The 21034-nt window shown below is 65.0% G+C and carries 23 protein-coding genes, 2 tRNA genes and 2 pseudogenes; 11 read left to right on the plus strand and 16 right to left on the minus strand.

Annotated features, from left to right (window positions below; all coding sequences use genetic code 11):
• Positions 1-905 (plus strand): DHHA1 domain-containing protein (locus M9921_13415; protein MCO5297845.1); only part of this gene is annotated, 905 nt, incomplete at its 5' end.
• On the opposite strand, the gene M9921_13420 is transcribed toward M9921_13415, so the two are convergent.
• Positions 902-1450, minus strand: a complete 549-nt coding sequence (locus tag M9921_13420; protein MCO5297846.1) for a hypothetical protein — start codon at positions 1448-1450, stop codon at positions 902-904. The genes M9921_13415 and M9921_13420 overlap by 4 nt on opposite strands.
• A gap of 286 nt (positions 1451-1736) precedes the next feature.
• On the opposite strand from M9921_13420, the gene M9921_13425 reads away from it, so the two are divergent.
• The 6 genes from M9921_13425 (at position 1737) to M9921_13450 (ending at position 6908) form a co-directional block, all read left to right on the plus strand.
• Positions 1737-2447: a type II secretion system GspH family protein gene (locus M9921_13425; protein MCO5297847.1), complete on the plus strand. Its 711-nt coding sequence runs from the start codon at positions 1737-1739 to the stop codon at positions 2445-2447.
• Positions 2448-2655: 208 nt separating this feature from the next.
• Positions 2656-3327, plus strand: a complete 672-nt coding sequence (locus M9921_13430; protein ID MCO5297848.1) for a hypothetical protein — start codon at positions 2656-2658, stop codon at positions 3325-3327.
• A 552-nt stretch (positions 3328-3879) separates the two neighbouring features.
• Positions 3880-4173 (plus strand): HEAT repeat domain-containing protein, encoded by a 294-nt coding sequence (locus M9921_13435; protein ID MCO5297849.1) that lies wholly within the window; start codon positions 3880-3882, stop codon positions 4171-4173.
• 154 nt (positions 4174-4327) lie between these two features.
• On the plus strand, positions 4328-4783 hold the full coding sequence (locus M9921_13440) for a hypothetical protein (protein MCO5297850.1): 456 nt from the start codon (positions 4328-4330) through the stop codon (positions 4781-4783).
• A gap of 221 nt (positions 4784-5004) precedes the next feature.
• Entirely contained in the window at positions 5005-5703 is a 699-nt protein-coding gene (locus M9921_13445) for a tryptophan 2,3-dioxygenase family protein (GenBank protein MCO5297851.1), read from the plus strand.
• Positions 5700-6908 carry an aminotransferase class V-fold PLP-dependent enzyme gene (locus M9921_13450; protein MCO5297852.1) on the plus strand — a complete coding sequence of 403 codons (1209 nt, stop codon included), beginning with the start codon at positions 5700-5702 and terminating at the stop codon, positions 6906-6908. Before M9921_13445 ends, M9921_13450 begins: the two co-directional genes overlap by 4 nt.
• Positions 6909-6973: 65 nt before the next feature.
• Here M9921_13450 and M9921_13455 read toward each other — a convergent pair.
• From M9921_13455 to M9921_13465, 3 genes are all read right to left on the minus strand, one after another.
• Positions 6974-7049 (minus strand) — tRNA-Phe (locus tag M9921_13455).
• Between the two features lie 13 nt (positions 7050-7062).
• Positions 7063-7139, minus strand: a tRNA-Asp gene (locus tag M9921_13460).
• Positions 7140-7184: 45 nt separating this feature from the next.
• Positions 7185-7607: a response regulator gene (locus M9921_13465; protein ID MCO5297853.1), complete on the minus strand. Its 423-nt coding sequence runs from the start codon at positions 7605-7607 to the stop codon at positions 7185-7187.
• An 80-nt stretch (positions 7608-7687) separates the two neighbouring features.
• Here M9921_13465 and M9921_13470 point away from each other — a divergent pair, with 80 nt between their 5' ends.
• Positions 7688-9043: a hypothetical protein gene (locus M9921_13470; GenBank protein MCO5297854.1), complete on the plus strand. Its 1356-nt coding sequence runs from the start codon at positions 7688-7690 to the stop codon at positions 9041-9043.
• A gap of 69 nt (positions 9044-9112) precedes the next feature.
• Here M9921_13470 and M9921_13475 read toward each other — a convergent pair whose 3' ends face one another.
• Genes M9921_13475 through M9921_13485 form a run of 3 tightly spaced genes read right to left on the minus strand, consistent with a single transcriptional unit; the run spans position 9113 to position 11524 of the window.
• Entirely contained in the window at positions 9113-10081 is a 969-nt protein-coding gene (locus M9921_13475; protein ID MCO5297855.1) for a PDZ domain-containing protein, read from the minus strand.
• Between the two features lie 10 nt (positions 10082-10091).
• On the minus strand, positions 10092-10907 hold the full coding sequence (locus tag M9921_13480) for a hypothetical protein (GenBank protein ID MCO5297856.1): 816 nt from the start codon (positions 10905-10907) through the stop codon (positions 10092-10094).
• Positions 10904-11524 carry a sigma-70 family RNA polymerase sigma factor gene (locus M9921_13485; protein ID MCO5297857.1) on the minus strand — a complete coding sequence of 207 codons (621 nt, stop codon included), beginning with the start codon at positions 11522-11524 and terminating at the stop codon, positions 10904-10906. Before M9921_13485 ends, M9921_13480 begins: the two co-directional genes overlap by 4 nt.
• Positions 11525-11627: 103 nt before the next feature.
• Here M9921_13485 and M9921_13490 point away from each other — a divergent pair, with 103 nt between their 5' ends.
• The gene (locus M9921_13490) at positions 11628-12689 is read left to right on the plus strand and encodes a GTP 3',8-cyclase MoaA (protein MCO5297858.1); all 1062 of its coding nucleotides are present in this window, start codon (positions 11628-11630) and stop codon (positions 12687-12689) included.
• 183 nt (positions 12690-12872) lie between these two features.
• Positions 12873-13013, plus strand: a pseudogene (locus M9921_13495) (RNA-binding protein).
• Positions 13014-13147: 134 nt separating this feature from the next.
• Here the strand turns inward: M9921_13495 and M9921_13500 are convergent.
• From M9921_13500 to greA, 6 genes and pseudogenes are all read right to left on the minus strand, one after another.
• Positions 13148-13231: pseudogene (locus M9921_13500) on the minus strand (polymer-forming cytoskeletal protein).
• Positions 13232-13362: 131 nt separating this feature from the next.
• Complete coding sequence (gene dtd / locus M9921_13505) at positions 13363-13797, minus strand: D-aminoacyl-tRNA deacylase (GenBank protein MCO5297859.1); 435 nt, start codon at positions 13795-13797, stop codon at positions 13363-13365.
• Between the two features lie 8 nt (positions 13798-13805).
• On the minus strand, positions 13806-16031 hold the full coding sequence (locus tag M9921_13510) for a bifunctional (p)ppGpp synthetase/guanosine-3',5'-bis(diphosphate) 3'-pyrophosphohydrolase (GenBank protein ID MCO5297860.1): 2226 nt from the start codon (positions 16029-16031) through the stop codon (positions 13806-13808).
• A 124-nt stretch (positions 16032-16155) separates the two neighbouring features.
• The gene (kdsB, locus tag M9921_13515; protein MCO5297861.1) at positions 16156-16851 is read right to left on the minus strand and encodes a 3-deoxy-manno-octulosonate cytidylyltransferase; all 696 of its coding nucleotides are present in this window, start codon (positions 16849-16851) and stop codon (positions 16156-16158) included.
• A 31-nt stretch (positions 16852-16882) separates the two neighbouring features.
• Positions 16883-17569 carry a hypothetical protein gene (locus M9921_13520; GenBank protein MCO5297862.1) on the minus strand — a complete coding sequence of 229 codons (687 nt, stop codon included), beginning with the start codon at positions 17567-17569 and terminating at the stop codon, positions 16883-16885.
• Positions 17570-17585: 16 nt separating this feature from the next.
• Positions 17586-18053 carry a transcription elongation factor GreA gene (gene greA / locus M9921_13525; GenBank protein ID MCO5297863.1) on the minus strand — a complete coding sequence of 156 codons (468 nt, stop codon included), beginning with the start codon at positions 18051-18053 and terminating at the stop codon, positions 17586-17588.
• 17 nt (positions 18054-18070) lie between these two features.
• Between greA and M9921_13530 the strand changes: the two genes are divergently transcribed.
• Positions 18071-19072 (plus strand): glycosyltransferase family 2 protein, encoded by a 1002-nt coding sequence (locus M9921_13530; protein MCO5297864.1) that lies wholly within the window; start codon positions 18071-18073, stop codon positions 19070-19072.
• Between the two features lie 11 nt (positions 19073-19083).
• Here the strand turns inward: M9921_13530 and M9921_13535 are convergent, their stop codons facing one another.
• Genes M9921_13535 through M9921_13545 form a run of 3 tightly spaced genes read right to left on the minus strand, consistent with a single transcriptional unit; the run spans position 19084 to position 21033 of the window.
• Positions 19084-19809, minus strand: coding sequence for an ABC transporter ATP-binding protein (locus M9921_13535; protein MCO5297865.1), 726 nt, complete (start codon positions 19807-19809; stop codon positions 19084-19086).
• Entirely contained in the window at positions 19806-20666 is an 861-nt protein-coding gene (locus M9921_13540) for an ABC transporter permease (protein MCO5297866.1), read from the minus strand. The genes M9921_13535 and M9921_13540 overlap by 4 nt, the downstream gene beginning before the upstream one ends.
• Positions 20656-21033: an FKBP-type peptidyl-prolyl cis-trans isomerase gene (locus M9921_13545; protein ID MCO5297867.1), complete on the minus strand. Its 378-nt coding sequence runs from the start codon at positions 21031-21033 to the stop codon at positions 20656-20658. The genes M9921_13540 and M9921_13545 overlap by 11 nt, the downstream gene beginning before the upstream one ends.
• Between the last annotated feature and the right edge of the window lies 1 nt (position 21034).

A 21034-nucleotide genomic window follows, 5' to 3' on the forward strand; every position in this document is an offset into this window, starting at 1 on the left:
TGAAGGCGAGCAAGGGGCTGCGCGCCTACCACATCGGCTACGTGCTGGGCCCGCGCCTCAACGCGGCGGGACGGATCGACGACGCGGCGATCTCGCTGAAACTGCTCCTTTCCAACGACGAGACGGAGGCCACCCAGCTTGCGCGCCAGATCGAGCAGATCAACGAGCAGCGCCGGGCCGAACAGATGCGGATCCTCGACGAGGCCTCGCAGATGGTGCTCGAGACCGGGGCCAACGAGCGCTTTGTGATCGTGGTCGCAAGCGAGGGCTGGCACGCGGGCGTGATCGGCATCGTCGCGGGTCGGCTGGTGGAGCAGTTCCGGCGCCCCGCGTTCGTGGGTTCGATCGACCCGGAGACGGGCAAGGTGAAGGGCTCCGCGCGCACGATTCCGTCGTTCCACCTCTACCACGCCTTGCAGGCGCACACACACCTGATGGACGGCGGCGGCCACGCGATGGCGGCGGGCTTTTCCGCGGAGTCGGGCCGCATCGCCGAGATCGCGGACGCGCTCGATGCCTACGCCCGCGGGATCCTCACGGAGGAGGATTTTGCGATCACGCGGCGCGTCGACGCCGCGGTGGACCCCGAGGAGATCACCCCGGCGTTCGTCGCCGCGCTCAACGCGCTGGAGCCGTTCGGCGACTCGAATCCCGAACCCGTGTTCGTCGCCAGGGACATGTCCTTCGCCCAGATCACCCCGACGCGCAAACCCGAGCACGTGCAGGTCACGCTGCGGCGCCAGGACGGGCCCGTGATCCAAGGCATGGGCTTCGGCATGGGCACCCGCTTGGCCGAAGTGCAGGCCGGCGCCCGCGTGGACGTGATGTTCCAGCCCGAACTCGACGAGTTCCGGGGCGTGACGCGGCTCAAGTGGATCTTGAGGGATTACGAGCTTTTCGCCTAGTGGCGGAACCACCAGGCCGATTCCTTTGGCATCTCGGTGACGATCGCCCGCTTCACCAAGTCGAACGACCGGTTCTGGTCGTTCCAGTGATAGGTTCGCTCGACCCAAGCGTCGTGCCCGGTGCGAATCGACTCATCGATGCCTTCGTGGCGCGGAAACGCTCGGACCGTTCCCGTTCTTTCGAACCCTTCCAGGGTGCCGTTCTCGAACTTCCCCACCATCACGAGCCGCGGCGGGTCGCTTTCGATGAGCGCGAAGCGCCGTGCGTATCCGGTGCCCCAGCAAGACCAGAAGGTCAGGAACGCCCGGCCGTGGTGCCTCACGATCCGTGCGGGATCTTCGGTATCCACGTAAAGGTTGTCGAGTTCGACCCGCGCGAGCCGCCGACCATTGCGGGACCACTCGATATCGACGAGCAGGTCTCGGGAGGGCATCCTCGCCCACGAAAGAAGATCACCGGCGGACAAGACGCCCGCGACCGGTCCTCGGAGCAGCGTGCCGCCCAGATCCGGAAAGGCGAAGAGCCAGATCGCGATCGCAAGCACAGTCAGATACTACAGCGAAGGGGCATCATCGGCCGCACTCTTCCCTGCCACTCGAAGCGCCAAGCTCCCATCACCCCACGAGCGCAACCGCAACAGCCGGGCCGCCAAAGCCGAGACGGTCCATCGCAACCATGACGGCGATCAAGCCCAGGAAAGCCCAGGCAACTCGCCAGGTCATACGCCGTCTCGTTTCGAACTAGCGGTTCATGGTGAAAGAAAGATTACTGATCTCGACCGACTTCAAGTGGTTCCGCATGAAAGAAGCATCCTGCAGTAAAGTACGATCGTGGCTCGTCAGCGCCCTAAGACACCCTACCGACGAAGCAGGCGTGCGTTTACGCTGCTCGAGGTCCTCGTCGCAACGACGATCGTCGCGGTGCTTGCAGCCTTGCTTTTCAGCGTGTTCGGGTACGCCATGGAAAGCGCCAAGCGGACGACGTGCCTGTCCAATCTGCACCAACTCGGGCTGGCCCTTGAGTCGTACCGCTCGGACTGGGACGATCGGAAGCCGGTCGATAGCATCGACATGAACGGCAGGCCGATCGAGCGGCAGGCATGGATCTCGCTCGAACCCTATGTGAAGTCTCGCGAACCGTTCCAATGCCCCGAGGATCCGCGACGAGTCTACGAGCGCGCCGGCTACATCTACCGGGCCTTCGTACCGGATGTCGCCCACCCCGCGTATCGCATTCCACTCGGAACCGCCCCCTCTTCGATGAGCGTCTGGTGCATGTACCATCTCACGCATGAGGTCGTGCATGCTCCCTACGGCGATTACGACGATCCTGTTCTGGGTTCCGACGGCCATTACGAGGGGACTTTCGTGTTTCTGCGCAACGACACCTCGGCGTCGAGGGTGAACGCCAAGGGCGTCGACACCTACGTTTCCGACGGAACCAACTGGTACGTCTTGGGCGCCGAGCCCTCCGGATTCAAGGGGACGATCCGAACCCAGCGCTTCCCGGGCGAGCCTTGGCCTCCCGAATTCCAGCGGTAGCCGCCGCACAACCGAGGTCGACTACCCTGGCCGAAGTGCAGGCCGGCGCCCGCGTCGACGTGATGTTCCAGCCCCGCTTCGACATGCTCGAGCCGTCCCGCGGCAGAACTGGATCTTCAGGACTAATGGTGGACTAATGGTGCCTTGCGGAGAATGCAACGAACGGTGGCGCTAATGGGCGACCACCCGTATACGGAGCGGAATTGAAATGACACGAAAGGCACCCCTCATCCTTCTGATGCTTCCCTGCATCGCGACGGCCCAAACCCTGTACGGCCCGTCACACTACTACCAGTTCAGCGACAGTCCGTTCGCCGGAGGCAGCTACTCCTCCTTCTACCTTGAGGATTTCGAAGATGGCGTGCTGAACGTCCCGGACGTCGTGGCCACGGGCCTGGTTCCTCCCGCGGTCATTGGGCCGACCTCGGTAACCGACTCGGTTGACGGAGACGACGGCACGATCGACGGCCTCGGGCGGGCGGGTTACTCGCTCTTCGCGGCATTCGGCGACTCGGGAATCACGTTCACTTTCAGTGATGCGACCCTTGGCTCGCTGCCAACCGTCGCCGGGATCGTCTGGACGGACGGCAACAATTCGATCAGTTTCGAGGCACGCGACCTGGGTGGGAACGTGATCGCGTCGAGCCTTAACAACAGCCACGCGGACAACTCCATCTTCGGTGAGACGGACGAGGACCGATTCTACGGCGTGGCCTACTCAGGGGGGATCAAGTCGATCACGATCTGGAGCGGTCCGGGAGGCATCGAAGTCGACCACCTGCAGTATGGAATTGGGACTCCTAACCCCGTGCCGGAGCCCATGACGCTGCTTCTTGGCGGGGCGTCGCTCGCGGCCGCGTTTCGAAAACGCAGCCGTTAGCAGGAACTGAAGAACGACCTCGCAGAGGTCGAATACAGTTGCCCGGGGTCGAGCGCAGGAAGACCCCGGGTTCAAAGGTCCGGATAGGCGAAGAGCCAGATCGCGATGCCAAGCACGGTTGAAAATAACCTGAGGTGCCATCATCGGCGACCCGTACCCCCCTCCTCAAACGAGGTCGCCACATGTCGCGGAGGATGGCCCGGGCAAAGGCACCATGACCGCAGGAAGGAGTGCCCATGAGTCGGCCTACAATAGGCTGTGTCGACGCGCGCCGCGATTGTCTGTTTGGCCGCCTTTGCTGCGATCTACGGGTGGATGTTGCTCGCCTTCGGTCCAACGAGCGACCCAGGGGAGGTGAGGCTCTTAGCGATCAAGTCGCGCCAATACGGCCAGAACTGGATGCGCCCAGGATGCGGAAATGGTCGGGAGAGGGCTTCTGCCGCCAGGCGGGAGTTGGAGCGGTCGATTGTGTCGTACCCGGCCCTGATACCCGCGCTGATCCTAGACATAGACCCGCACGTTCGCTCGGCGGCCATCTTGGATGTCGGGTGGTTGCGACTTCGCGGCAACGAGTCGCTGATCGCCAATGCGCTCACTTCGGACAGCGATCCGACGATCCGCGCATACGCCGCGGGAACCTTGGGCAGGCTTGGCGGTCCCGAAGCGATCAGGGCCTTGCGACTAGCGCTTGCGGATGCGGACCTCGAGGTGCGGGTCCTCTCGACCGCCGCATTGCTGAGCCTCGGCCAGTCCGTTGACGAGAAGATCGGAACACAAGTGGACGCCGAGGCCAAGGCTCGGGGCATGCTGCCCGCTGTTCAGCGGTTGAGTTTGTTTCAAAGGTGAGCATGTTCATGCTAAAGGTGATCCGTGGCAGCGATGGATGAGCGCGCTTTCGCGGAGTTTGTTTCCGCGCTAAACCAAGCCCTTACCTCGTCCCCGCTCACGACGATCTCGATCAAGTTCGCGCTCACCAGACCAAAGTAGGAGACTGTTGGCGATGTGCTTTTCCATCTACCTCTCCACCACCAGCACCGAGGATCTCGCGAAGCCCGAGTCTGAACTGATCCAGCTTGAGACGATCAAGGGTTGGGTTCCCGAGCCCCTGACCGACGAGGATGACTCAGTCCTTGACCGCCTCAACTACCCCAACAAGTGGTGTCTTGTTTCACGATACGGCGGGTGCAGTTGCGGTTACCGGCATCTCTGCTCGGGAAGCGACTTCGACTTCGGCCCTCCCGAAGATTGGTGCCCTGAGGATGACGACGATATCGAGTCCACGCAGGCCGCGTACGATCTGTTCGCACGCCTTCTAGTCGAGGGACACCAAGTCGACGTTCTCGACGTGTGGACAGGCACCTCCGCCGAGGCGATCACCACGATGGTGGTGCGCCTATGCGAAGTGCCAAGGGACCATTTTCGGTTCTTCGAAGGAGTCAGGTTCGAATTCTCGTAGGGTGCAGTCGAAGGGCATGGGGACCATGATTCGGGGGCGGCTCCAACGATCTTCGAGTCTAGGTATCGTCTAGCCACCATGGCGGACACCCGATTTGAGGAGTCGATCCAGACCGATTTCAGCTCGCGGCTGGATTACAAGGGCTACTTGCGGCTCGACCTTGTCCTCAACGCCAAGAGCCGCTCTCGGACCCGCCGCACCACGACGAGCTGCTCTTCATCATCCAGCACCAGACCTCGGAGCTGTGGATGAAGCTTGCGGTCCACGAGCTGCGTGCCGCCGTCGAACACGTCAAGCAGGACGAACTCGCCCCCTGCTTCAAGATCCTGGCCCGGGTCAAGCAGATCCAGAGGATGCTGTTCGAGCAGTGGGCGGTTCTGGAGACCCTCACTCCCAGCGAATATGCGGAGTTCCGAGGCGTTCTCGGCCAGGCGAGCGGGCTGCAGAGTTTCCAAAACCGGATGATCGAGTTCCTGCTCGGCAACAAGGACTCCAAGGTGATCGAGGTCTTCAAGCACGCGCCGGCCGTGTACGGCGAGCTGCAGCAGGCCCTGAATTCGCCGAGTCTGTACGACGAGTTTCTGCGGCACCTGGCGCGTCGCCGCTTCGCCATCCCCGCGACGAGCGTCGACCGCGACTGGTCCAAGCCCTACGAGGAGAGCCCCGAGGTCATCCAGGTCTTCAAGAAGATCTACGAGGACCCCGAGCAGTACTGGGACGCCTACGAGATGTGCGAGAAGCTGGTGGACGTCGAGGAGCAGTTCGCGCTCTGGCGGTTCCGGCACGTCAAGACCGTCGAGCGCATCATCGGATTCAAGAAGGGCACGGGCGGCAGCTCGGGCGTGCCGTTTCTCCAGCGCGGCCTGAGCGTCCGGCTCTTCCCCGAACTCTGGGACGTTCGCACGGAAATCGGGCGATGACGGTGGAATCCCAGGTCGCCAAACTTGGGGCCGGGCCACTGACCGAAGCGGGGCTTCGCGAGCACATCTGGCCGCTGTTCTCGCGGGTGATGGCGCGGGACGAGATCTACCTCGCCAACCACTCCCTGGGCCGACCGCTCGACCGGATGACCGAGGATGTGCGGGAGGCAACCGACGCGTGGTACGCGCAGATGGACGACGCGTGGGAGCCGTGGCTCGCTGAGATCGAGCGCTTCCGGTCGTCGGTCGCACGGCTGGCGGGGGTTTCCGATCCGAAGCGGATCGTGCCGAAGACCTCGGCGGGCCAAGGGCTGCGGGCGGTGCTCAACGCCTTGATCGGCTCGCGCCCGATCCGGGTCGTGGCGACGCGCGGCGAGTTCGACAGCATCGACTTCATTCTGAAGGTCTACCGGCAGCGGGGATTCGTCGAGGTGGATTGGGTGGAGCCCCGCCCCTCTCCCGAAGGTTTGGAGTTGTTTGATTCGAGGGACGTCCTTGCCGAGGTCGTCCCGGGCGTCGAGCTGGTGATCGTGTCGCACGTGTGCTTCAACACCGGGCAGATCCTCGGCGGGATCGAGGAACTGGTCGCGCGGTGCAGGGAGTGCGGTGCAAAGCTGCTGGTGGACGCCTACCACGCGGCGGGGGTGATTCCCGTGGAGTTCGACGCGCTGGGCGCGGACTTCATGATCGGCGGCTCCTACAAGTACACGCGTGGGGGCCCGGGAGCGTGCTGGCTGGCGATCCACGAGCGCCACCGCGAGCTGCGGACGCTGGACACGGGGTGGTTCGCCAAGAAGGAGCCCTTCGCCTACCACCGGACCGAGGTGCCCGAGTTTCTGGACTCGTGGCTGGAGTCCACACCGCCGGTGCTTCCCTTCTACCAGGCGCGGTCCGGGTTGGAGCTGACGCTCCCGATCGGGATCGCGCGGCTGCGGACCTACAACCTGGACCAGCAGGCGACCTTGCGCGAAGCATTCCGCAGGGCGGGGGTCCCGTGTTTCGAGCCGAACGACCCGACGGGGTTCGGCGCGTTTGCGATCGTGCTGCAAGAAGACGCGCGCGGATTCTGCCGCGCGTTGAAAGCGCGGGGCGTCAACACCGACTCGCGGGGCCGCGCCGTTCGGTTTGGCCCCGACGTGTTGAACTCGGGAGAAGAGTTGGTGCGAGCGGCCGAGATTGCGGCGGGCCTAACGAAGGATGAGTAGGTCACGCCCGAGACGACAAACGTCCCCCACAAACCACAAACCACAAACCACAAACCAAGCGAGAGTGGTGCCGCAGGCCGGATTTGAACCGGCGACCCATAGATTTTCAGTCTATTGCTCTACCAACTGAGCTACCGCGGCACGTAGGGTCTTATGGCGCGGATGACGGGATTTGAACCCGCGGCCTCCGGCGTGACAGGCCGGCGCTCTAAACCGCTGAGCTACACCCGCGCGCGAAGCCGGATTATGACACCCCGCCCGGTTGGGATGCAACGGCTATTCGTACGGCAGTTCGTTCAGAAGAAGCCAGTACATCCCGATCTGAAGCACCGCCTCGGCGTACTCCCCCGGATCGGTTGGCTTGATCAGGAACGAATTGGCACCGAGCTCGTACGCGCGGACCCGCGAATCGCGATCCGCGTTCGCGGTCAACACGACCACGGGGACCAAGGCAGTCAAGGGCTCCTCCCGCAGGCGGCGGAGCAGATCCAAACCCGTCAAGCCGGGAAGCCGAAGATCGAGGATGATGAGCGCGGGCACCGGGTCGGGCGGTTGTTCCCCGAACAAGAACTTCACCGCCTCCTCGCCGTCGGTCGCCACCACGACCTCGTTCATGATGTTGTTTCGCCTGAGGGCGCGAAGAGTGAGACGCTCGTCGTCCGGATTGTCCTCGATCAACAGTACGACTTTGTTCTCCATGGCAACCCGCGTGGCGACGCTCCCATTATATTCCCGCCGGCACCTTGCGGATTGCTTCACCTTGCGGACACACTGCGACCATGAGCGATTCCCCCGACGGTCTTCCCGGCACGATGTCTCGCCGACTCAACGTCGCCATGATGGGAGCGGGCAGCTTCTTCACCGGCTCCATCCTTCGGGACGTGATGCTGATCCCCGGAATCCCGGGCGGCGAACTGCGCCTGGTCGATGTCGATTCCGACCGCCTCGGACTCACCCACAAGTGGATCGTGAAGCTCGCGGAAACCCTCGGAGTGGCCGACCGATGGACCGTCCGCTCCTCGACCGACCGCAAGGAGCTTCTTCCGGGAACGGATTACATCGTGAACAGCATCGAGGTGAGCGGCCTCGAGTGTGTCCGGCACGACAACGACATTCCCCTCGAGTTCGGTGTGAGCCAGTGCATCGGCGACACGATCGGGCCGGGCGGCCTGTTCAAAGCCCTGCGTACGGTCCCGGTCTGGTTGGACATCCTCCGGGATGCGGAGCGACTGTGCCCGAACGCCCAGGTGCTGAACTACACGAACCCGATGAACATCCTTTGCCTCGCCGCGGCACGGGCGAGTTCGATGCGGGTCGTGGGGCTGTGCCACTCGGTCCAAGGCACGTCGAGAATGCTGGCCGGCTTCGCGGGGGTTCCCTATGAACAGGTGCGGTGGGAGTGCGCGGGCATCAACCACCTTGCGTGGTTCACGAGCTTCGACGGGCCCGAGGGCGACCTCTACCCCATGCTCCTCCGCGTTGCGGACGATCCCGAGTCCGAGTTCGCGCAGAAGGAGAAGGTCCGCATCGACATGATGCGTGCGTTCGGCGCGTTCATCACGGAAAGCAGCGGCCACCTCAGCGAGTACCTTCCCTACTACCGCAAGCGCAAGGAGATCCTCGAGACCTATGCCACGCCGTGCTACGGGGGCGAGGAAGGCTTCTACGCCGCGAACTGGCCGACTTGGCGCGAGGGCCAGGACACCAAGCGCGCGGCCCAGATCGAAGGTGCCGAACCGCTCGACGTGAAGCGCAGCCTGGAGTACGGAGCGTGGATCATCGAAGCGATCGAGAAGGACTCGCCCGTCGTGATCCACGGCAACGTGCCCAACGAAGGGTCCATCACGAACCTGCCTTCCGACGGGTGCGTCGAGGTCGCGTGCCTGGTGGACAGAAACGGCGTGCAGCCCACGCGCTACGGGGCGCTTCCCAAGCCGATGGCGGGAATCTGCGATTCGAACATGCGCATGTTCGACGTGGCGGCCGAGGCGTGCATCCACCGCTCGAAGGAAGCGGCGTTCCACGCGTTGCTGCTGGATCCCCTCACGGCCGCGGTGTGCAGCCCGGTCGAGATCCGCGAGATGACCCGGCGCCTGTTCGAAGCCGAAGCCGAGTACCTACCGGGCTTCGCCTAGCGCAGGGCGAGCGGGGGCAGTTCCCTCGACTTCGCTCGGGATGACCGGGGAGCTCGGGATGACCGGGCGCTACTCTTCCTCAAGGCGGCCGACGCGGACCATCATCAGGACCGTGCTGGCGCCGCGGCGGACGCGCATGGGGATGATCGAGCCGACTTCCTGCTCGAAAACGAGCTTCGCGAAGTCGATTTGGTTCTTGACGGGCGAACCGTTGAGTTGGAAGATGATGTCGCCGGGGCGCAGGCCGGCCATGTTCGCGCTGCTTCCCGCTTGGACCATCTCCACGACCGCACCGGCCCCGGGCGCATCGCGGCAGAACACGCCGAGCGAGGGGTGGATCACCTCGTGCGAGGGCGAGCGGAAGCCGTCGAGGACGCGGCGAAGCGCGACGGGCCCGACGGTGTAGGCGACGGTCATTGCCCCCGGACCGAAGCGGTTCTCCTGTTGGCGCGTCTTGGGCAGAAGATCGCGCGAGAGGCCCCCAAACCCAGCTTGCTGAGGCGACTCGTCGATCTGCTCGAGCGTCGCGTTCAGCGTGCCCAGCAGTTCGCCGTTCAGCGTGAAGATCAAGGCGCCGCCCACGCTGTCCGCAGGCGCCTCGAAACGGATTTCGTTGAGCTGCACGACCCGGCGCGAGGGATTGACCACACCCACCCGATCGGCGGAGACGAACTCGGCGCGGATCGGGCCGCTGCCCAAGGCGGCCAACAAGCGCTCGCCCGGACGGGCATCGCGCCTTGAGGCGCTCACCGGGTTGGCGCCAGACTTCCAGCCCTCGGCTCCGAGCAGCACGAGCTGCGAGGGGTCGTCGCTGGAGAGCACTTTGAGCACGATCACGGCTCCCGTCGACGCGCGACCTCGAACCTGGGTGCCCGCGACGGACTCCTTGTGCGCCACGAACAGTCCGCCGGAGTCGATCAGCGCGGCGGCGCCCCGCTCCTGATCGCCATCGAGCAAGACGACGATCGAAGGAGCGATGCGGCTCCAGGCCGACGCCTCCGTGGGGGAGAGCTGCGTGGAGAGGCCCGACAGGACCACCACGGCGAGACTAACTGCCGATGAGAACATTGCTGGGTGAGGCGACCTCCGTCGCGCGGTAGGCGCCCGTCGCGGCGTCGCGTACGGGTTGGATGACGACAATGCCTTCCTCGGGTCGGGAGGACTCTATGGCTGCTGGTGCTGCGGCCTCGGACAACGCCGTCCCCGTGTCGAACGGCGAGGGCTTGTCCGCGCCGCCGCCGAATCCGCCGCCGCCTGCGGGTGCAGGAGCCATCGTGCTCGCCGCGAGGACGCGCGGCCCCTCGTCCTTCATCGCGATCTTCTCGGCTGTACGATCTGCGCGCACCACCGACTCCCTGACGGGGCGGGGAGCGGACTTCTTCTCGGCGACCAGCGTGGGAGAGGACGTCTTCTTGGGCTCGGGCGCCGACTCCACATGCATGCCCTCGGGGTTCGGCGCGGGAGCCGTCCAACGAGGAAGGTCGATCTCGGGTGTCGATTTCGACGCACCGGAGGTAGACGCGACGAGGACGGGAGCGGCCGGGGGAGCGGAACGCAGGGCCAAGGCCATGAACGCATAGGCCCCGAGCGCGGCCGCGGGCACGAAGAGCCAACGCCAATCGAACCGGCCCGACCTCTTCTCCAGACCCCGGCGAAGGATCTCTTCGCGCAGGCGATCGGAGGAGAGCTGGTGGTCCATCGCCGGGCTCATTTCGCGAAGCCCCGCACGCATGGCCCGGTACGTCTCCAACGAGGCGCGCACCTCGGGATCGGTCTGGGCAAGCCGTTCGATCCGGGTGGCAAGCTCGGCATCGACGTCGCCAAAGGCGACCTGGGCAATCTGGTCATCGAGTCGTTTGTTCATCGGGGGTCCTCCGCCAGAAGCGGGGCAATGCGGTCTTTCAAAGCGCGTCGGGCGCGGAGCACGCGGAGCTTGGCGCCGCCCACGGTGCATCCGAGGATTTGGGCAATCTCGGGATACTCGCGCTCCTCGATGTCGCGCAGGACGATCACGGAGCGATGATGCGCCGGGAGCGCCCCGAGCGCACGTCGGATGGCGTCGCGCATATCGTCGATTTCGAGGTTGTGGACGGGATCCTCGTTCTCGATCGTGGTCATCCACGTGAGGGAGCCGGCCGCCTCCTGCTGCTCGAGGGCGCCTCGGCGCTGGTGCATGCGGGCCTGATCGGTGCAAAGGTTCGTCACGATTCGAAGGAGCCACGTCGTGAACTTGGCTTCATCGCGGTATCGGCCGAGGTTCTGATAGGCGCGCACGAAGGCCTCCTGCACAATATCTTCGGCATCGTCGCGCCGTGGGACCATCTGGTAGGCGAATCGGTACACCAGCGTGCGATGTCGCTCGTAGAGCTTCTCGAACGCCGAGTAGTCGCCATCCCGCGCTCTACCAACGAGCGCCTCGTCGCTGTCCCGGTCCATTCCTTGCGCCAGGGATCTACCCGTTGCCGTGATCGTGAATTCCATCGGTGATCGACTCCGTCGTCACTGGCTATGACGGGGCATCCGGCTCACGGTTTCGGCGAATCCGCCCTTGCAGGTGATAGGATAGCAGGAGAGACCCAGCCCCATGATCGATCCCTACGGCCGCACCATCGACTATTTGCGCGTGTCGCTCACCGACCAGTGCAACCTTCGGTGTGTCTACTGCATGCCGGAAGAGGGCCTTCCCTTCCTTCCCAAAGAGCAGACCCTCACGGACGACGAGCTCGTTCGCATCGTGCGCGTGGCGGCCGCGAAGGGCGTTCGAAAGGTCCGCCTCACCGGAGGCGAACCTCTGATGCGGCGCGACCTGCCCGCGCTCGTCGCCCGAATCGCATCTCTTCCCGGTATCGAGGATCTGAGCGCCACGACCAACGGCTACTTGCTTGCCCGCGACGCCCAGGCCCTGGCGGCCTCCGGGCTGCACCGGGTGAACGTCAGCCTGGACACCCTCGATCCCGGTCGTTTCAAGGAGATCGCGCGGCGCGGCTCGCTGGACCGGGTCCTTGCCGGGATCCAGGCGGCCCTGGAAGCCGGGCTTGCGCCCCTCAAACTCAACTGCGTCGTAATGAGGGGACTCAACGACCACGAGGCAGAAGCGTTCGCCGAGTGGACCACTCGCGAGCCCGTCCACGTGCGTTTTATCGAACTCATGCCGATCCGGTGGAACTTGGACGACACGCCTGCACCCGTCGAGTCCCACATCCCCGCCGGCAGCTTGAATGTGCACCAAGCGGAGGGCGGGATGCTGTCGGACCTCCAGATGCGGAGGCTTTTCGTGCCGTGGGCCGAGACGCGGTCGCGGATCGAGGCGGCCCACGGCGCCCTCGACGAGGCCCAGATCCCGACGAACGGCCCTGCACGGGCTTTTCGGATTCCCGGCGCGCCCGGGACGGTGGGGTTCATCAGCCAGATTTCCGACGACCTCTGCGTCCGCTGCAACCGGCTCCGGTTGACCTCGGACGGCTTCCTGCGCCCGTGTCTGATGGAAGATGGCGAGCTCGACCTGCGCACACCCCTTCGCGAGGGGTGTGACGATGCGTTTCTCGCGGGATTGTTCGAGCACGTCGTGGCCAACAAGCCCGCGCGCCATTACTTGGCCGAGGGGCAAAAGGTGCGCAACCGTGCGATGAGCCAAATCGGTGGGTGACTCCAAAGGCCCACGCAATGTGCAAAACGTCGAAAAGTCCCCGCCACCTGCTATAATCGCGATGCAACGGCCTTGTCGATCGACTTCTCAGCACCATTCAAGCCACGGCGAGTTTTGGACTGAAACAGATTCCGCAAGCACGTTACGAAACTCGCGGGCGCAAGCCCGGAATGGAGGCCAAGATTGGCAAATAAGACACTCTACGTAGGAAACATCTCCTACTCATCGAACGAGCAGACGCTCACCGACGCCTTTTCGGCGTACGGCGCGACCAACGTTCGCATCATCGAGGGACGCGGTTTCGCGTTCGTCGATATCAACGCGGATCAGCTTGAGGCGGCGATCGCCGACAAGCACGGCAAGGAACTCGACGGACGCACCCTGACCGTCAACGAGGCCCGACCTCGTGGCGAGGGTGGCGGCGGCGGCGGTGGTCGCGGCGGCGGCGGCGGCGGTTACGGCGGCGGTCGCAGCGGCGGCGGCGGTGGCGGCTACGGCGGCGGTCGCGGCGGCGGCGGCGGTCGCGGCGGCGGCGGCGGCGGTCGCTGGTAGGACCGGCGGCTCGAAAAGCCCCCCAGGTGAGAGCCTGGGGGGCTTTCTTGGTTTGGGGTTTGCGGTTTGCGGTTTGGGGTTTGCGGTTTGGGGTTTGGGGTTTGGGGTTTGGGGTTTGTGGTTACGTTTGCAGGGTGACGGTCACGGGGCCGTCGTTGACCATCTCGACCTGCATGTCCGCGCCGAACTCGCCGGTCTCGACGTGCACCCCGCGTGCGCGGAGTTCCGCCACCATCGTCTCGAAGAGCGCGCGGCCTTCCTCGTAACCCGCCGCGCCGACGAACGAGGGACGACGGCTCTTGGCGGTGTCGCCGGCGACCGTGAAGTTCGAAATCGCGAGCACGGCGCCCGGACCGCCCGGCGCGTCGGCGAGCGCGAGGTTCATCTTCCCTTCGCAGTCCGAGAAGATCCGCAGCCCGGCGATGCGGTCCGCCATCTTCGCGGCGTTCGCCTGCGCGTCCGACCGCTCGGCCGCCACCAACGCGACCAGGCCCACGCCGCACGAGCCCACGACGCGCCCCCCGACGCGCACTTCGGCACGTGCGACCCGCTGCACGACGGCCCTCACTTGCCAGCCGTCCGCCCGAACATCCGCAACACGCTGATCACATCCGAATAGTTGCCGATCTTCGCCATGACCGAGGCGAGGTGGGCCGTGTCCGCCACGTCGATCGACACGTCGATCTCGGCGGTATGGTTCGGCAAGGTGCGGATCTTGGCCGCGGACACGTTTGTCTTCGATTCCCCGAAGATCGTGCTGATGTCCATCAGCAGACCCTGCCGGTTCACCGTGATGATCTTGAGCATCACCGCGTACTGCCCGCCGTCCGGCGGCCAATCCAGCTTCATCAGCCGCTCCGGCTCGTGGGTCACGTACCGCTGGGCGTTGGGACACACGGTGCGGTGGATCATGATCCCCCGTCCCCGCGTGACGTAGCCGATCACATCGTCGCCGGGAACGGGATCGCAGCACTTCGCGCGGCGCAGCATGACGTTGTCGACACCGCCCGTCACCAGCGCAAGTTGGCCCTCGCGGGTGCGGGAGGTCTGGATGACGTCCGGCTTGCTCGATTCGGCGACCTCGCCGCGGATCTTCTGCACCAGGCTGTGCGCGGTGAGCAATCCGGCGCCGATCTTCGCCAGCACATCCTGACCGTTCTCGCACCCCTCGACCTGCGACGCAAGCTGGTCGAGCTTGTCCTCGCCCAGGTGTTCGCGCGTATCGAGCCCCGCCGCCCGCAGCTCCTTCTCCAACTGGTCCCGACCGCGCGCCGCGTCGGTGTCCCGATGCACCTTGCGGAAGTGCGCTCGGATTCGGTTTCGGGCGTGCGCGGACTTCACGAACTCCAGCCAATCGAGGCTGGGGGTCGCGTTCGAGCGGGTGATCAGTTCGCACACGTCTCCGTTCTGCAGCTTCGTGCTGAGCGGGACCATCACGCCGTTGATACGGGCCCCGACCACGGTCAATCCCAGTTGGGTGTGGACGCGGAACGCGAAATCCACGGGCGTCGAGTCCTTGGGCAGGTCGAGCACGTCGCCCTTCGGGGTGAAGACGAACACCTGTTCGGCAAAGAGATCGGTCGAGATGGAGCGCAGGAAATCGCTGCTCATCGTCGCGTCGCTCGACCAGTCGAAGAGCTGCCTGCGCAATCTGGCGAACCGGTTGCGCTCGTCCTGCGACGACCCATCCTCCTTGTACGTCCAGTGCGCGGCCACGCCGTGTTCGGACACCTCGTGCATCTGCTGGGTGCGGATTTGAACCTCGAGGGGTTCGCCCTGTGGCCCGACGACCTTGGTGTGGAGGCTCTGGTAGCCGTTGGGTTTGGGCTTGGCGATGTAGTCGTAGAAGAGCCCCGGGATCGGCATCCAGAGTTCGTGGATCACGCCCAGCGCGAGGTAGCAATCCGATACCGAGTCGACGATCACCCGGATGGCCAGCAGGTCGTAGATCTCTTCGAACGAGAGCCCTTGCTGCGCCATCTTCGTGAAGATGCTGAACAGGTGCTTGGGACGGCCTTGGACTTCGACGTGGCGCATGCCGCGCCTTTCGAAGCGCTCCTTGAGCGTCCGTATCGCCGCCGTCAGCTCTTCTTCCCGCTCGTTGCGCGTCTTGGCGACGAGCTCGGAGACCTCTTGAAACTCCTTGGGGTGGAGGTGCTTGAACGCCAGGTCTTCGAGTTGCCACTTCAGTTGCCAAATACCCAGGCGCGCGGCGAGGGGGGCGTAGACGGCGAGGGTCTCGTTGGCGATGCGCGTGCGCTTCTCGGGAGGCAGAGCGTCCAGGGTCTGCATGTTGTGCAAGCGATCCGCAAGCTTGATGACCATGACTCGGAAGTCCTTGGCCATGGCCAGGAGCATTTTGCGCATCGTCTCGCCGGCGCGGTTGGTCTCGGCGGCCGCGCGTTGGCGGGACGTTGCGTTGGCGATCGGGTTCAGCTTGAGCTTGGTCACGCCATCCACGAGACCCGTGACCTCTTCCCCGAAGGTCGAACGAAGCGACTCGCCCAGCTCCTCCGGGCAATCCTCCAACACGTCGTGGAGCAACGCCGCGACGATGCTCGCCTCGTCCATATTGAGATCGGCGAGAATCCGGGCGACGGCGAGCGGATGGGTGACGTAGGGTTCGCCCGTCGACCGCTTCTGCCCCTTGTGGGCCTGCTCGGCGAAGTAGTACGCGTACCGGATGCGGGAGACGTCGACGTCGGGATGGCGTAGGCGCACATCCCCGATAAGGTCCAAAAGCCCGTCGGGTTCGGTCCAGTCGTCCCGGATCTCGAACGGTGCCGCCATGATTCACCTATGAGCCCGGGCCACGCTGCCCGACCACGCCGCGCGGTCGAGGGCCTGACTTAGTATATCTCTGGGGACGGGAATCGGGAATCGGGAGTCGGGAATCGGGAGTCGGGAATCGGGGTTACTTGCGACTCTTGAGGATTTCTCTTACTCGTTCGGCTTGTTCGGGGGTGTCCACGGCCAATTCGGCGCTTGCGGCTTCGGACATCCGGATCCGCACGCCGTGGTGGAGAAAACGAAGCTGCTCGAGGGACTCCGCGCGCTCGAGCGGGCTCATGCGCCACGTCTCGAACTCGCGCAGCGGCTCTTTCCTGTACGCGTAGAGGCCGATGTGTTTCTTCACGGGGATCGTGCGCGGATTCCTCGCAAACGGCACGGCGTACCGGCTGAAGTAGAGCGCGTCGCCGAACGCGTCGGTCACAACCTTCACGACCGAGGGGTCCGCGTACTCGGCTTCTGGACAGGTGCAGTAGACGCTCGCCATCGGGATCGAGGGGTCCTCGAACATGGGCTGGACGCACGCGCGAATCGTCTCCGGTCGAATCAAGGGCTCGTCCCCCTGGACGTTCACGTAGATGGCGGCGTCCACGCTCTCGGCGACCTCCGCCAGGCGATCCGTTCCCGAGGGGTGGTTCGCATCGGTCAACATCGCTTGCGCGCCGAATTCGGCACAGGCGTCGACGATTTCGGGGTCGGGGGTGGCGACGATCACCGCCTCGGCGATGTCGGCTTCCCTCGCCGCCTCGACGACCCATTGCACCATGGGCTTGCCCATGAGGTCGCACAACGGCTTGCCCGGAAAACGGGTGCTCCCCATTCGCGCCGGTATCACGATGGCGCACCGCATCTTAATGACCCGCCTGTCCGGCTTTGGCGGTCGCGGCCGCGTCGGCGATGGGAACGTCGTTCTTCGCCGCGTAGATGTTCGCTCGAATCGCGTTCATCGCAAACACGTCGCCCATCGCTTCGGTGAGCACGAACGTGCCGGAGGGGTTTCGCACCGCGACGATCATCAACCGTTGGTGCACGTCCGCCGCGGAGGAACCCGGCGCCGAACCCGGACGCATGCGCGGCAACTCCCAAAACCAGTAACGGCTCACCTCGCCGGCGACGAGTTCCGGCACGGCCCGCAGCTCGTCCTGGTACGCGTTCACCAGTTCGGTGACCTGATCCTCCGTGGCTTGGTTCAACGTGTGGACCGCGGCGGCCACCCGGTCCTCGAAGGTGATCACGCCGAACCCTTCGGCGTTGGCTTCCCACCCATCGGCCCGGTAGGGTTTGGTGAGCCGCGACGGCAGTTCGGAGAACTCGCGGGCGCGTTTGGGCGGCTGAAACAGGTCGAGCGCCCGCTCGAGCGAGTCCCCGACCTTGAGCTTGCCTCGCTTGCGCAGCAACCCGATCCGGGTGGACGTTCCGAAGTCGGGCGCGACCATCGCGGGTGGAGTCTCCTTCACCACCGGGGCGGCCATTTCGGGAGTCGCGTCGCATCCTGCGAGCGCGACCGCCACGGCGAGAGCCACGATCCAACGAAGCATGGGGCGAGTGTACCGGTCAGTCGACCCGGGTCACGCGGTAGCGCTGCACTCCGCCCGGTGTCTCGACCTCGACCTCGTCGCCCGGTCCCTTGCCGACGAGAGCCGCCCCCATCGGGGAGCTGATCGAAATGAGGTCGTTCGCCGGATCCGCCTCGTACGAGCTGACCAGCTTGATGTGGAGCTCGTCTCCAAACTCGAGGTCCTCAAGCAGCACCTTCACCCCCAACCTCGCGTGCTCCGCCTCGTGGTCGTGCTCGACGATCTTGGCGAGCTGCAGACTCTTCTCGAGGTCGGCGATGCGGCTTTCGAGGCGGGACTGGTTGAGTTTGGCCTCGTGATACGCCGCGTTCTCCTTCAGGTCCCCATGCGCCTTGGCCTCGCGAATCGCTTCGGCGATCCGCTGGCGTTCCTTGCCCTTGAGGTTCTCAAGCTCGCTCTTGAGCTTGGCGTGGGCTTCCGGCGTGAGCATGTAGTCGGTGCTCATGGAGCCAATAGTGTAGCATGGCGGGCGTGTCGGCCCCGGTTCGCGTGAGCGTCGTCGTCGTGAGCTTCAACACCCGCGAGCACCTGCGGACGTGCCTTGGGCGCATCGAGCCCGAGCACGAGGTGATCGTGGTGGACAACGCGTCGGCCGACGGGTCCGCCGAGATGGTACGCACGGAGTTTCCGCACGTGCGGCTGATCGCCAACGCGGACAATCGCGGGTTTGGCGCGGCCATTAACCAGGGATTGGACGCCGCGTCGGGCGAGCTGATCCTGCTGCTCAACAGCGACTGCTTCGCCGATCCAGGCGCGATCGCCACCTTGGCGAAGGCGTTCGAGGACCCGGCCGTGGTCGCCGCAGGGGGAACGCTGCGCAACCCCGATGGTTCGCTCCAGGAGAGCGTGACGCGTCACCTGACGCTCCTTGCCGTGCTGGGAGAGCAAACCTATCTGGAGCCGCTCCTGCGCCGAGTGGGGCTCGGATACTGGCAAACCAGCGTCGCCACCGCCTGGGCCAGCCAATCCCTCCGTTTCGAAGTTCCCGTTGCCCAGGTGACCGGCGCCTGTCTCATGATGCGGCCGCTGGAGCGGTTCGACGAGCGTTTCTTCCTCTACTGTGAGGACACCGAGTTGTGCCGGAGGTTGGAACAGCACGGCCGCATCGTGTTCGTGCCGAGCGCCCAGTTCACGCATGTGCTGGGAGCGAGTTCCGCCGATACGCGCTGGACGTCCGTCGCGCGTTACAACCGGGGCAAGGAGCTGTACTTCGCGATCCACCGCGGTCCGGTGGACGCAGGCATCTGCTGGCTCCTGAACCGCCTCGGCGCGCTGTTGCGCCTTGCGGTGTGGAGTGTGGCCACCGTCCTCACGCTCGCCCTCTGGAGCCCCGCCAGACGACGGGTGGGGCTCTTCGCGCGCGTCCTGCTCGCGCCGGTGTTCGGGCCGGGCCAGGGGGCGCGAGGGGTGTCACGCAAGGAACGCGACGATCGCAAAGGACAAACGACAAACGACAAACGATAGACGACAAACGATCATCGGCCCTGGTACGCGGCGAGCACGGCCTCCGGCTCGCCTTCGGCCCCGATGAGGCCATCCTTGAGCCATAGGGCGCGGTCGGCGATGCGTTGCACGGCGTCCAACTGGTGCGACACGAAGAGGATCGTGCCGCCTGCGGCGCGGAACTCCTCGATGCGGGCGTAGCACTTCTGCTCGAACTCGAAGTCGCCGACGGCCAGCACCTCGTCCACCAACAGCACGTCGGCGTCGACGTGCACGGCCACCGCGAACCCCAACCGCGCCAGCATCCCGCTCGAGTAGGTCCGCACCGGGGCGTCGATGTGGTCGCCCAACTCGGCGAACGCCACGATCTCCGGCATGCGCTGGGCGACCTGTTTCCGCGTCAGTCCCAGGACGACCCCGTTGAAGAACACGTTCTCCTCACCGGTCAGGTCCGGATGGAATCCGGCGCCCAGTTCCAGCAGGGGGGCCACCCGACCATCGATCTCGACCGTTCCCGAAGTGGGCTTGTAGACGCGCGCCATCAGCGAGAGCAGCGTGCTCTTCCCCGCCCCGTTCCGGCCCACGACCGCCACACACTCGCCCCGACCCACGTCGAACGAGATGCCCTTGAGGACCTCGAGCCGCTCCATGCGACGTCGCTGCCACCAAAGGAGCATGGTCTTGAGCGAGCCGATGCCGGAGTGGCTGAGCAGAAACTCCTTCCGCAGGTTCCGGACGCGCACCACAGGCTGGTTCATGGCCGCTCCACGAACCTCCATTTCAGGCGGTTGAAGACCCAGTAGCCGAAGATCAGCAGCCCAAACGACGTGAGCGCCGTGATGCCGAGCAGCCCCCAATCCAAGGGCAACGGGTCCACCCAAACCTCGCCGATCTTGACGGGTTGGGGCGCCACGAGCACTTTGCGGTAAGCCGTGGAGAGCATGGCGACGGGGTTGAGGTGGTACAGCGTGTAGAACACGTCGCCCCAGGGTCCCTTGTCGCGCGTGGAGTGCCATACGTTCTCGCTGAAGTACATGATCGGGCACAGGAAGAACATCAGGTACAGCACGACGCTGACGATGTACTTCACGTCCTCGTAGAACGTGTTCAGCGCCGAGGTCAGCAGCCCAAGCCCCGTCGCCAGCGCGAGGTTGATCACCAGCAGCACAGGCAGCCAGAGAATCGTCGCCTGGAACGGGGGCTGTCCCGGGTGGCGAATCCAGATCACCAGAAGGTACGCGAAGAACACGACCAGGGCCAGCACCAGGTGCACGAAGTTGCTCGCGATCATCGCCAGGGGCAGCACCTCGCGCGGGAAGTAGATCTTCCGGACCAGGGGAAGGGCCGTGATCACCGACTGCGCCGCATCCAGCACCGCGAGCTGAAAGAACATGAACGGCAGATAGGCCGCCAGGATGTACGCCGAGAAGTTCGGCGTCGGGTTCGCCATGATGTACTTGAACACCACGGTCATGACCAGCACGGTCACGAGCGGATTGACCAGCGACCAGAAGAACCCGAGGAAGCTGTTCTTGTAGCGGATTTTGAGCTCGCGCTCGACCATGCTGGTGAGCAGCTCGCGGAACCGCCACAGTTCCTTGAGTTCACTCAGCATCGCGGGATTCTACCCCTGGAGGGGCAGGCCTCACGAGTCGCAGCAGTTTGATCCGTACCTTCAGAGCCGCATGGGGAGGCACGATCGGAGGCACGCCCCCCGCGCCAAAGGCCTCCTCCTCCGCCACGTCGGACACTTTCTCCTCGCCCACGGCCATCCCACGCACGAGAAGGTCGAACGGCCGCACCAGCGGCTCGGTTCCCACCACGAACGTGTACGGCAGGCCCCGCCGCTCGCTGTCCGCGAGGTTTCGCCCGTCCGTCAGGGACGCGGTGAAGTGGATCGTGACCCGGTCTCCCAGGTTCACACGCGGCGCCTGAGGCGCTTGGGGCAACCCGAGGGCGACGGCAACTAAGAGCGGGAGCATC

It is taken from the genome of Fimbriimonadaceae bacterium, from assembly GCA_023957775.1.
Classification (GTDB): domain Bacteria; phylum Armatimonadota; class Fimbriimonadia; order Fimbriimonadales; family Fimbriimonadaceae; genus JAMLGR01.